Below are 12,345 nucleotides of genomic sequence, written 5' to 3'. Positions count from 1 at the left end.
ATACGATAGCCAGTCAGATTGAAACGATTGTTCATAGCCATGAGCCAGATGTGGAAGTTTCTGAAATTGTACAGGAATCTTATATACCGGAAAAAAAGCAGGAGGCCAATGAATCCTATAACAATGAGGATAAGAAGTTGACAGTTCGTTTAGCGACTGGTGCAGCAATCTATGCCATTGGTATGGCATTGACTGTTTTTGCGAAAGTGCCACTGCCTATCGAGTTAGCTTTTCTCATTGTTTCTTATGTTATTCTTGGTGGAGATGTTGTATGGCAGGCTGTGAGGAACATTTCAAAGGGGCGTGTATTTGATGAACATTTTTTGATGAGTGTTTCTACGATTGGAGCTTTTGTCATTGGTGAATATCCAGAAGCAGTTGCTGTTATGCTATTCTATCAGGTAGGTGAATTTTTTCAGTCATTGGCTGTTAAGCGTTCAAGAAAATCTATATCAGACTTAATGGATATACGTCCAGATTCTGCTACAGTAAGAAGAAATGGGGAATTGATTACCATATCTCCAGAAAATGTCTCCATTGGTGAGATTATTATTGTAAAGCCTGGTGAAAAAATTCCATTAGACGGTGTGGTATTGGATGGAGATTCTATGCTGGATACAAGCGCCTTAACAGGAGAATCAGTTCCGAGAAGTGTTCATAAAGGAGACGAAGCACTTTCCGGTTGTATGAATCAGACGGGTGTCTTAATGATTAAGACAACAAAAGCATTTGGTGAATCTACGGCTTCAAAGATTATTGATCTTGTGGAAAATGCGTCAAGCCGAAAAGCACCAACAGAAAATTTTATTACTACATTTGCACGTTATTATACACCTGTGGTTGTAATCTTAGCAGCTTTTCTGGCGATTCTGCCACCGATCATTCTTGGCGGAGGCTGGACAGAGTGGATTCGCAGAGGATTTGTTTTCCTTGTGGTATCTTGTCCATGTGCATTGGTTATTTCAATCCCGCTGACTTTCTTCGGCGGCATTGGTGCAGCATCTAAACGAGGTGTTCTTGTAAAAGGAAGCAATTATTTAGAGGCACTTAATAATGTCAGCGTTATTGTGTTCGATAAAACCGGAACACTTACAAAAGGTGTTTTCAATGTGACGGATATTTTGCCTGCAAATGGATTTTCAAAAGAACAGGTTCTGGAGTATGCGGCAGAGGCAGAGAGTTTTTCTAACCATCCTATTGCAAAATCCATTCTTGCTGCTTATGGAAAAGAAATTGATCAGTCAGTGATTTCTGATTATAAGGAAATTTCAGGATATGGAATCAGTGTAATGGCAGGGGAAAAGAAAGTTTTTGCTGGCAATACGAAACTTATGGATACAGAATGTATAGAGTACACAACCTGTGAAAACGCAGGTACAAAAGTTTATTTGGCTGTAGATGGTCAATATGCAGGATGTATTTTGATAACAGATGAAGTGAAGCCGGACAGTAAAAAAGCAATTTCTGACCTGAAACATATCGGCGTGGAAAAAACAGTCATGCTTACCGGTGATGATGAAAAAATTGGGAAGTCCGTTGCAGAAGAATTGCAGTTGGATGAATATTATGCACAGCTGCTTCCTGACCAAAAAGTGGAAAAGGTTGAGCTTTTAGATAGTAAAAAGAGACCGGGAAGCAAATTGGCTTTTGTTGGTGATGGTATCAATGACGCTCCTGTCCTTGCCCGTGCAGATGTTGGTATTGCAATGGGTGGGCTTGGTTCGGATGCGGCCATTGAAGCAGCAGATGTAGTTCTGATGACAGATGAACCGTCTAAGCTGGTGGACGCGATTGAAGTAGCAAAAGCGACAAAACAGATTGTCATGCAGAATATAGTGATTGCTCTTGGGATTAAGAGTGTGTTCCTGATTCTTGGCGCTCTTGGTATTGCGGGAATGTGGGAAGCTGTATTTGGTGATGTAGGCGTTACCATAATTGCCGTCTTGAACGCAATGAGGATTTTGAAAAAATAAGAAACGAGGTGGCAATGTGAAACGGAAATTGATTCTGTTAGCAGTTACAATTGTTTTTCTTGCAGGTTTCGGTGCACTTTTGCACTCACCGCCTTCTATGATTGATGCAGTCACAGGAGCAACACCGAAGTCAAAAAAGGCGGCTCAAGCCGCCGCACAGTTGGAAGGCTCTTATGTTCTCGGTATTAATATGATGTCAGATGGTCTCGACAACGAGAACACCCGGAATAAATTAAAAGAATTGGCACTGGACGATTCGGAAACAAATGAAACAGATCTCATGAAAACGGACATTAGTTTTCGGTTATATGTATCTGAGACGGATTATCCGCTTGTCAGTTATGCTAAGAAACTCTGTGACAAGTTGAAACAGGCCGGTTTTTTCGTAGATCTGAAAGAGTACAGTAACACAATGATGCTATCAAGAGTGGTAAGTGGAAAGTATGATGTATTCCTGGCATCGGATGATTTTATTGACGTTACAACGCTAACACAGATGGACTATATGATCATGGACAGCGAAGAAATGAGGTGAGCGGGAATTTATGAGAAAATGGAATACGATTTTGTCTGTTTTAATGCTTCTCATTTTTATGATTCATGGAATCATGGGAAGCTTTATGCTGAACGGAGTTGGAAGTAGCGCAGGGAAACTTCTTGCATGGATTGGTGTTGGTATTCTTGTTGTGCATACGGTGATTGGTGTCATCCTGACAGTTCAGAGTTTACAGACAGCGAAGCAATCCGGAAAAATGTATCTGAAACAGAACGCCATATTCTGGGCGAGACGAGCCAGTGGGCTGGCAATACTGATCCTGCTGTTCTTCCATATTGGCTTGTTTGGAAAGGTGCAGAATGGGACATATATTTTGTTCCCTTTTACAACGGTAAAGATGGTAACTCAGCTTTTGTTCGTGGCGGCAATCTTTGTTCATATTTTTATCAATATCCGCCCATTGCTCGTATCGCTGGGAATCATCAGTTATAAAGAACGAAGGGGTGATATATATTTGATTCTTTCGGTGCTCCTTCTGTTTATAGCGGGCGCAGTTATTTTCTATTATATTGGGTGGCAATATCTATGAGTAAGACAATTATTATTATAGGTGCTGGACTGGCAGGACTTTCAGCGGCTTTGCAGGCAGCGGAAAATGGATGCAATGTAAAACTGGTTTCCTCCCTTCCGTCAGAGCGGGCACAGTCTGTTATGGCGGAGGGCGGTATCAACGCAGCTTTGAATACAAAAGATGAAAACGACAGTCCCGAAGAACATTTTACAGATACAATAAAGGCAGCATGTGGTCTGGCAGATCCAAATGCAGTTTGGGGAATGACACAGGCAGCACCGGAGCTGGTGCACTGGCTGCTAAAACTTGGAGTTAAATTTAACATGAGTGGCTATGATGATGTGGATCTGCGAAATTTTGGCGGGCAGAAAAAGAAACGGACTGCTTTTGCACAGAGCGATACCGGGAAGCAGATCATGACAGCTATGATAGACGCTGTTCGCAGGAAAGAAGCATCTGGTATGGTAGAACGGTTCAGCCATCATTCTTTCCTAACACTTCGTCTGTGTGGTAATATTTGTTGTGGCTGCGTAATCAGGGATGAATACAGTCAGGAGACTGTGGAATTACCGGGGGATGCGGTTATTGTTGCCACCGGTGGTATGCACGGATTGTTTGGAAATACAACGGGTTCGCTGAGCAATACAGGAGAAGTCACCGCAGAATTGTTCCGGCTTGGTGTTCCTCTGGCAAATGGCGAGATGATCCAGTACCATCCGACAACTGTGAAATGTGGTGGAAAACGCATGCTCATCAGCGAGGCGGCCAGAGGGGAAGGTGGCAGGTTGTTTGCCATGAAAGATGGAAAACAATGGTATTTCATGGAGGAAAAATACCCGGAGCTTGGAAATCTGATGCCACGAGATATTACCGCCAGAGAGATATGGAAGGTCAGCCATGAATCAGAGGTATTTCTTGACATGACGGAAATATCGGAGGAGATTATTTCAAATAAGCTATCTGGTCTGGCAGACGATTGTATGACCTATTTGCATAAAGATATACGAAAGGAACCGGTGTCTGTTTTACCGGGAATTCACTATTTTATGGGAGGCATTCTGGTGGATGAGCAGCACAGAACGCCGATTCAGAATCTTTACGCTGCCGGAGAATGCTGTGCCCAATATCATGGTGCCAATCGTCTTGGTGGAAATTCTCTGTTAGGAGCGTTATACGGAGGACGTGTTGCGGCAAAATCAGCATGCGAACAGGCAGATGTAGTAGATCTATCTTGTGCGACACAGATAGATTTTCCACCAGCGTCCCAAATTTCAGAAATAAAGCAATTAAACAAAGTGATGCAGGAGACTATGGGCGTTGTCAGAAATGAGAATACGTTGTTAAATGGGATTCAAACGGTACAAGCGCTGACAGGAAATCTTCCATTGCTTGGCATGGCAGTTCTAAAGAGTGCTCTTGCAAGAAAAGAAAGCCGTGGTGCACACTGGCGGGAGGATTATCCGAAGAGCAATGACGATGATTACCTTAAAACAACGGTAGCCAGATTTGATGGAAAGCAGATACAGATTTCCTTTGTACCTGTTCCAGAAAGGCGGTGATTCACTTGGTATATAAAATAAGAATCAGGCGGCAGGAGAGTCAGAAAGCAGACAGTTATTGGCAGGAATTTGAGTTTGACGGAAGCAAAAACAGCTCTGTTGCCACTGTTCTAAAGGAATTGAACAGTAGAACTCCTTTGAAAGATAACTCAGGAACTATAGTTACTCCCATCAGCTGGGAATGTAGCTGTATGGTGCGAAAATGTGGGGCTTGCGCCATGCTGATTAACGAACGTCCGAGGCTGGCATGCTCTACATTTCTACATATGTTAAAAGGTTCTACAATCACCTTGGAACCTTTAAGCAAATTTCCGCTTGTAAGAGATTTGATCGTTGACCGGTCAAATCTGTTTGAAAATTTGAAAAAACTGAACCTTTGGCTTGAAAGTGAAGCTTATATGAGTTCGTGGACACATGAACCGAGATACCAGTCGGCACGCTGCCTGATGTGTGGCTGCTGCCTTGAAGTGTGTCCTAACTTCTCTGCAAATGGGACTTTCGCAGGCGCTGTTGCTGCAGTCAACGCATTTCGGATTCTGAATGAAGAACAGGAAAGCACTCATTTGAATGAGATTTCTGCTGAATATAAGAAGAAATATTTTGAGGGATGCGGGAAGTCGTTATCTTGTCATGATATTTGTCCGATTGGTCTGCCTGTGGAAGAACTGCTTGTAAGGTCGAATGCAGCGGCTGTTTGGGGCAAATAAAATGGATGATAAAAGCTATAATGAATGTATGAAGAGAATCAAAAACTTGATTCTCTTTTTTAAAACACATACATTGGCAAATATCTATGTATATATTATATTGAACATAGACAATGATCAATGTGAGGTGTCAATATGAATGCAATGGATGTGGCTTTGATATGCAAGGCTTTGGGCGATGCGAACCGGCTGGAAATTGTACAGATGCTGTCGGATGGAGAAAAGTGCGGGTGTAAACTTTTGGAAAGATTTGAAATTACCCAGCCAACTTTATCCCATGATGAATTTTCCGGAAATATTGTAGCTAATAGTTATTTAAACTGTTGTATTTGTTTAAAAATTAAAAAATATCTAATGAGTCTTCCGCATCTACCCACATCTGCAAATTTCCATCAAGATATAATCTTGCATATTCAAGAGGATCATCAATGGCGAGTGCGTTTAATGCACAGTCTGATCCTGATGTGGTTTTTAAGTCCTTTTCAGCTTCCCAACAGTCAATGCGGAGCATATAGCCAACAGAGGTATAAACATCAATGCTGTTTCGTCCGGGATTGTATTCTGCAAATATTGTTCTCATCGTATCTTATCTCCTTATCGTTCAATCAATTATTTGCTACAAAAATCAGAAGCATTTCAATCAGTTCACCATGTCACTTTTATTTTATGTTATACTATTTTATATAATTTTTTTGGTCTCCGCTGCCGCTTCGGTCGGCACAGAGCAGAGGTCCACCGGACCTCTTGTGCCCTTGTATTTTCCCTTATCAGAGTTCGTAAACACTGGTGGGACGATATAACACAAGGGAAACAATAAGGGAAAGCTCGCCTGTGATAAATTCAGTGTTTTCAAGGGTTTGCGGAGAATTTAATAACAAAATATAACAGTTGTTAAATTGCTTAAAACAGGTGAAATCTCAATCGGAATTTGTAGAATTAGTAAATCTCGATTTTGGGAAATACAAGAATGTGTCTCATTATGGTTTTAATGCGGTTTGTAAGGAGAAACAATATGATTGGGTTTGTTATATGGTCACTTTTTGGAGTGTTTATAATTGGATTAGGAATAAAAGATATGTTTTCTAAGAATCCCGTTGGATTCTGGGCTAATACCGAAACAATAAAAGTAAAAGATGTGAAAGGTTACAATCGTGCGAGCGGACTATTGTTTATAATCTATGGAATCATTTTTGTTATATTAGGAATTCCGCTGTTAGAAGGTCAAAATACACCATACGTTCTGTTGTCGGTTATTGGTGTGATGGTGGAAACAATTGTAATTATGGCTGCTTATAGTTTAGTTATCGTTAAAAAGTATGAAGAGAAGTAAATAACTTATAATTTGTGGAGGATAACTATTGTGGATAAAGCAGTTATTTATATACATGGAAAAGGTGGTAATGCTGAAGAAGCTATTCATTACAAACCGCTCTTTAGTAATTGTGATGTGATTGGTCTCGACTATACTGCACAGTTTCCATGGGAAGCAAAAGAAGAATTTCCATTACTTTTTAATTCAATTTATAGAAACTACAAGACGGTTGAAGTAATTGCCAATAGCATTGGAGCGTATTTTGCTATCAATGCCTTATCAAATCAGCAAATAGAGAAAGCATATTTTATTTCGCCCGTTGTAGATATGGAAAGGCTTATTGCTGATATGATGATTTGGGCAAATGTTACAGAGGATGAACTCAAAGAGAAAAAAGAAATTCAGACAACCTTTGGAGAGACTCTTTCATGGGATTATCTTTGCTATGCAAGAGAAAATCCTATTATATGGGAAATCCCAACGCACATTTTGTATGGTGAAAAAGATAATCTTACCGCTTATGGAACGATATTTGAATTTGTACAGAGGACTAATTCAACACTTTCTATTATGAAAAATGGAGAGCATTGGTTTCATACGGATGAACAAATGAAATTTCTTGATGAATGGATAATAAAATCTTCCAAATAAATTCAAGTTTGGAGAATTGAGAAAATCGGAATTTTGGAGGTTATTATGGCTTTTGATTTTAAAAAAGAGTATAAAGAATTCTATATGCCGAAGAACAAACCAGAGATTGTAAATGTACCTAAGGCAAATTATATTGCAGTTAGAGGAAAAGGCAATCCAAATGAAGAAGGCGGAGCATATCAACAAGCAATCAGTGTTCTATATGCTGTTGCATACACATTAAAAATGAGTTACAAGACTGATTATAAAATTGAAGGATTTTTTGAATATGTTGTTCCGCCATTGGAAGGTTTTTGGTGGCAGGATGATGTCGAGAGTGTAGATTATACAAATAAGTCTGCTTTCAGCTGGATTTCTGTTATCCGTTTGCCTGATTTCATTTCTAAAGCTGATTTTGACTGGGCGGTAGAAACAGCAACGAAAAAGAAGAAACTTGATTGTTCGTCAGCAGAGTATCTTACGATTGATGAGGGATTATGCGTTCAAATTATGCATATAGGTTCTTTTGATAATGAGCCAGCAACTGTTGCGCTTATGGATACTTATTTAGAACAAAATGGATATGTTAATGATATTAACAAAGATAGGTTGCACCACGAGATTTATATGTCTGATGCAAGAAAGGTTGCCCCAGAAAAATGGAAAACTGTAATTAGACATCCAATTAAGAAAGCGTAAAATTCCCGTTTATTGGGAAGTCGCAGAGAACGAAGAATCGGAATTTTGCTTTCGATGACCAGAATGAAAATCGTTACCGTTGCGCCTGTTTTCACAAGCGTTGCGTGACATAAAAAGAATTCTTTTTTAATATCAAAGTATCAAAAACAAAGGAGGTTCTTTTTATGTTGAAGGAATTAAAGAAAAACAAAATGAGTGTTGTTGCAACTGGAATTTTATTTGGTGTTATGGGGGTATTAATTATTCCTATGATAGCAGTAATTGTAAAAATATCGAATGCATTATCCCAAAAACATCCTAGGATATACAAGTATAGTATGATTGCTTTTATCGGTATGTTATTGGCAATTAGCCTATTTTGCGTTGTTATTAAACATCAGATGAGTTTTCTTGTAATAGTTGCTTGTTTAGCAATAACATTATGCGACACTATTAAAAACAGATAATAAATGGAGTACAACTATGGAAATATCAGATTTGATTAAATCAGCCAGAATTGAAAAGGGCTTAACCCAACAACAACTGGCTGATGTTGTCTTTGTTACGCGACAGACAATTTCGAAATGGGAATTGGGAAAAAGTGTTCCTGACCAAGCCTCTCTTATATTGCTATACCAGTATTTGGACATCAAGGATAATGAGAAAAAACAGTTATCAAAGCTTATTTTTAATAAGCAAAATATTATATTAATTTTGATTGCAATCTTATTTTCTCCTATGGTTATTGGAGTACGTTTTATCTGTTGTAAAATTGATAAGATTGAAAATCGAAAAATTAAAGCGGTAATCAAGGTTATTGGCTTTGTTGTATTCTCATCGTATCTAGTATCTTTAAAAGAAAATGTGGCGTATTTGTTAATTGGTATATTTTCTCTGGTGTATTTGTTATATCAATTCTATTTGAATGGATTGGAAACTAAATGATTTGTGTCAGCAAGTTTAAGGCAAGCGATAATTCATGAAATTCAAGTTTGTGGAATTCAAAAATTTAAAATGAAATGTGAGATAGAGCGTATGGAAATTAACTATACGTTCTATTTTTTTGCCTTTTTTGAAAAAGTGATTAAAAAACTATTGACATTTTGTTACTGGCAAGACTGCGAAGTCGATTTTGATTTCTGTTGGTGTCCGTCTGGCAGCGTTCAATCTGAAACAGTTCCAGTGCTTATATGGTAGGTTTTGATCAATTCATATTGAGAAATACCTTTATCTTTTAATGTCTGCCATAATGGGGCATAGGTAAACAAATGTATCACCTCTTTCATGCGTGTTCTATATTTAATTATAGGGTTTTCAATTACCTTACATATTGCCGAATATTCGACTATAATAAACATAACAAGAGAGCAAAGATTAGATACAATGTAGTTCAAATATGGAGAAAGATATGGAAAAGTGTGCAGAACAGCAAAGGCTGTTATTCCTTGGTATGTGTAGTTTGGAAGACCGAAAGAGAATTTGTGATGAAAAAATAATGGATTTATATAATTTTGAGCGAATTACTTATTTGCTGGAAGCGTTTGGATTTGAAGAATATAAATTTGTATTTGAAATGAAGTATAAAGATCTGCTACTGAAACTTGCGGATATTGTTGAGCAGAATTTAGTATGTGGAAATTCTATGGATAAATATGTGTTACAGGATAAATACGAAATAAGAAATGAGTGGCAGCAAGAGTTTATTAGAAATTTGCCCAATGAAGTAATGAAAAACTGTATTCAGGAGATATTTGATTTGTATGCATAAATGCTAGATTTGTTTCGGCTTAATATATTTGTGTACAGAAAAAGGTATGACATAAAAATAATAAAGGATTATGTGCGAAAATTGGAACCTGGTTCCAATTTTTGTGCTTTATGCCATATTCAAACAGAAGGGAGTGATAATAAGGACTATTTGTTATTCTGGGAACCGAAAAATAAAATGAGATTTTCTTATCAGATAGATGTTGAATTTTTAGCTTATCTTGAAAAGAATTTAAAAATTTGTTAAGATGGAACAGGTAAGCAAATAGGTAGTCATCTGTCTGTTAGAAAGAAGAAAAAGGATGGATGAGTATCATGGCTAAAGCCTTAAATGGGAAAGAGTTGGGGAAAGGAATTACTCAACTGAGAAATGGAACCTATCAAGCACGTGTGTATATTAAAGGAAATGACAAACCTATATATGCATCCAGTAAAAGACTAGAAGAAGTAAAACAAAAGAGAGAAAAAATATTAGAACAATATAATCTAGGATTGCAGACTGATGCCAGCAAAAAAACGTTAAATGATTGGTTTGATAAGTGGATGGAGTTATATGTGGTTGGAAAAGTGAAACCTAGGACTGTACAAAACTATATAAGAGAGTATGAAAGATGTAAATCTTATATAGGGCATAAACATATAAAAATGATGAAATATTATACACACCTTGAGGAGAATTTTGTGAATAAAGAATTTGATAAAATACGAGAAAAAATGTAAAATACCTAGAAGTTACAAATGGAAATAACTGAGCCTGCGAGGAAGCAAAGATACGATGGTTTTCTCGTAGGCTGACAGATAAAAAAGAGAATAATTATAACAAACACGCGGATAAATATGCAAAAGGCTATTAGGGAAGAAAGTACGAAAGTTTAGAAAACCGTGTAAAAACCGTGTAGAAAAAAACAGAAAGTGCTGAAACCCTTGTAAAATAAGGAGATTTTGATATGATTGGGGAACTAACACCGACCGCCTGATAATTTTAACCCTACAAAAACGCGATAAAGCGCGTGGTTGAGGGATTTTTTTATGGTCGGAAAAGTTGTCTGAAAGTTCTGACAACGGCATGGAGTGTACTGTAGTGTTGTGGAGTACATTGGAGTACATGGTCAAAAAATGGTCACAAATGCTTTTTCCCAAATGCATACTCATACATACTCATGCATATTGTGTAACCTTTAATGTTAGTTCCCCTATGTTTGTATAATTATTCCGTTTTTTATTCTAATTCAATTCATTTTTATCTTTTCAACTGTTAAATCTAAATTTTGCGTTTCTGCAAAATCATTTATACAATTTCCTGAGATCAGGTATTTTATACATTGAAATAAAAAGAAGGTTTCAATTTATGAATATCAATAACAGTAAATATATCTTCTATGCATTTAATAAGAAATGGAAGAGTATTCGTGAGTGTTGCAAATACTATGAAGTAAGATATGGATCTGTTATGTCTTACAAAAGAATCCACAAGTGTACAGCTGAAGAAGCAATCGCATATTGCAGAAATTTGAAAAAACTAGGTATATTTTATTTTAAGAAAGTGAGGTGGACAGATTTAAAAGAATGCTGCGATTATTACAATATAAACTATAAATCCCTATGTACTTATATGCAGAAAAATAAAATATCAAAAGAGGAGGCGCTCAGCCATTATTATCAGTATTATAAATATAATCGTTTTACATATAACCATGTGACTTATGATAGTTTTGCAGCTTGTTGTGAGGCTTACAATATTAAATCGGTTTGCGTCAGAAGATATGCGAGAAAAAAACATTTTCTATTGCGGCATGCATTTGCCAGCTATCTGAATTATCATAATAAACGAAAAATGTATTTCTGCGGACAGGAATATATTACATTTACATCATGTTGCAGAGCATTTGGATGCAATGCATCTTATGTGTCGGCATACGCAAAACGGCACGGAATATCCAGAGAAGAAGCTTTGAAATTTTATATCAATCGTATTGAAAAGCAGGAAGGACAAAAAATAGATTCCAGAACATTTGTATTCCGGGATAGTATTTATCATGATTTGAGTGACTGCTGCCGCAAACTTGGTATAAATGTCAGCAGCGTTTATGGTTATATGTGGAGAACGAAAAAGGGTAAAGTAGAGGCGGTTGAATATTACTATAATAAAAAGATGGAGGATTATTTTGAATGGGAGTCGGTTTTATACTCGTCTTTGTCGGCATGCTGTACAAAATTTGATGTGTCATTAAAAGCAGTACGCAATAGAGCGTGGCGAAAGAACTGTTCGATCCAAGAAGCTTTCCGACATTGTCTGAGAAGGAAGCAAAGTCTGGAAACGGATGCATTTTACTATAGAGGTGATGAGTATAAAAATTTGAAAGAGTGCTGTGAAAAATACAATATTAATGTTCAATCTGTGCATTCTTATAGGTTTCGGAATAAAGACAGCGATTACGATGAGGCAATTGATTATATTAGAAAGATTACGGAAAATCGGCAATTTATCTGGGAGGATGGAAGTGTATATGAATCAATCAATTCCTTTTGCAGAATGAAAAGTATCTCTGTAAGCAGTGTGAGAGATAAAGCGAGAAAGAAAGGGATGTCTTTACAGGAAGCGGCAAAATATTATATTGAGAGAAATAGTTATGACTGATGAGTACGCAGTAT

The 12,345-nt window shown here is 37.4% G+C and carries 14 protein-coding genes and 1 pseudogene; 14 read left to right on the top strand and 1 reads right to left on the bottom strand.

What is annotated here, in order from left to right:
• The 6 genes and pseudogenes from PGW42_RS15515 to PGW42_RS16195 all read left to right on the top strand — a co-directional run.
• Window positions 1-1,973 (top strand): heavy metal translocating P-type ATPase (locus PGW42_RS15515; RefSeq protein ID WP_270235174.1); only part of this gene is annotated, 1,973 nt, incomplete at its 5' end.
• A gap of 16 nt (window positions 1,974-1,989) precedes the next feature.
• Window positions 1,990-2,508: a DUF6921 family protein gene (locus PGW42_RS15510; protein ID WP_117526016.1), complete on the top strand. Its 519-nt coding sequence runs from the start codon at window positions 1,990-1,992 to the stop codon at window positions 2,506-2,508.
• A 10-nt stretch (window positions 2,509-2,518) separates the two neighbouring features.
• Complete coding sequence (locus PGW42_RS15505; protein ID WP_008703787.1) at window positions 2,519-3,058, top strand: hypothetical protein; 540 nt, start codon at window positions 2,519-2,521, stop codon at window positions 3,056-3,058.
• Window positions 3,055-4,599, top strand: a complete 1,545-nt coding sequence (locus PGW42_RS15500; protein ID WP_015529839.1) for an FAD-binding protein — start codon at window positions 3,055-3,057, stop codon at window positions 4,597-4,599. Before PGW42_RS15505 ends, PGW42_RS15500 begins: the two co-directional genes overlap by 4 nt.
• A complete protein-coding gene (locus PGW42_RS15495; protein WP_330428578.1) occupies window positions 4,596-5,306 on the top strand; it encodes a succinate dehydrogenase/fumarate reductase iron-sulfur subunit in 711 nt (236 codons plus the stop codon). Before PGW42_RS15500 ends, PGW42_RS15495 begins: the two co-directional genes overlap by 4 nt.
• Before the next feature lie 135 nt (window positions 5,307-5,441).
• Window positions 5,442-5,585 (top strand): annotated as a pseudogene (locus PGW42_RS16195) (ArsR family transcriptional regulator); the annotation flags it as partial.
• Window positions 5,586-5,646: 61 nt separating this feature from the next.
• Here the strand turns inward: PGW42_RS16195 and PGW42_RS15485 are convergent.
• Window positions 5,647-5,886, bottom strand: a complete 240-nt coding sequence (locus PGW42_RS15485; RefSeq protein WP_005608569.1) for a DUF6061 family protein — start codon at window positions 5,884-5,886, stop codon at window positions 5,647-5,649.
• A gap of 432 nt (window positions 5,887-6,318) precedes the next feature.
• On the opposite strand from PGW42_RS15485, the gene PGW42_RS15480 reads away from it, so the two are divergent.
• The 8 genes from PGW42_RS15480 (at window position 6,319) to PGW42_RS15445 (ending at window position 12,331) form a co-directional block, all read left to right on the top strand.
• On the top strand, window positions 6,319-6,636 hold the full coding sequence (locus PGW42_RS15480) for a hypothetical protein (protein WP_055215068.1): 318 nt from the start codon (window positions 6,319-6,321) through the stop codon (window positions 6,634-6,636).
• Window positions 6,637-6,666: 30 nt separating this feature from the next.
• Complete coding sequence (locus PGW42_RS15475) at window positions 6,667-7,269, top strand: alpha/beta hydrolase (protein ID WP_005337276.1); 603 nt, start codon at window positions 6,667-6,669, stop codon at window positions 7,267-7,269.
• Between the two features lie 45 nt (window positions 7,270-7,314).
• Window positions 7,315-7,947, top strand: a complete 633-nt coding sequence (locus PGW42_RS15470) for a GyrI-like domain-containing protein (protein ID WP_055247379.1) — start codon at window positions 7,315-7,317, stop codon at window positions 7,945-7,947.
• Window positions 7,948-8,111: 164 nt separating this feature from the next.
• Window positions 8,112-8,393: a hypothetical protein gene (locus PGW42_RS15465; protein WP_007887522.1), complete on the top strand. Its 282-nt coding sequence runs from the start codon at window positions 8,112-8,114 to the stop codon at window positions 8,391-8,393.
• Between the two features lie 16 nt (window positions 8,394-8,409).
• Entirely contained in the window at window positions 8,410-8,871 is a 462-nt protein-coding gene (locus tag PGW42_RS15460) for a helix-turn-helix domain-containing protein (protein ID WP_270204085.1), read from the top strand.
• 463 nt (window positions 8,872-9,334) lie between these two features.
• A complete protein-coding gene (locus tag PGW42_RS15455; protein ID WP_147356962.1) occupies window positions 9,335-9,694 on the top strand; it encodes a hypothetical protein in 360 nt (119 codons plus the stop codon).
• A gap of 314 nt (window positions 9,695-10,008) precedes the next feature.
• Complete coding sequence (locus PGW42_RS15450; protein WP_173826045.1) at window positions 10,009-10,413, top strand: hypothetical protein; 405 nt, start codon at window positions 10,009-10,011, stop codon at window positions 10,411-10,413.
• A gap of 628 nt (window positions 10,414-11,041) precedes the next feature.
• A complete protein-coding gene (locus PGW42_RS15445; RefSeq protein ID WP_270235173.1) occupies window positions 11,042-12,331 on the top strand; it encodes a hypothetical protein in 1,290 nt (429 codons plus the stop codon).
• The last annotated feature ends 14 nt before the right edge of the window (window positions 12,332-12,345 follow it).

It is taken from the genome of Coprococcus sp. TM115-187 (assembly GCF_027679115.1).
Lineage (GTDB): Bacteria > Bacillota > Clostridia > Lachnospirales > Lachnospiraceae > Allocoprococcus > Allocoprococcus comes.
Note: the sequence above shows the minus strand (reverse complement) of the source record. Positions and strands in the feature narration are given on the sequence as shown.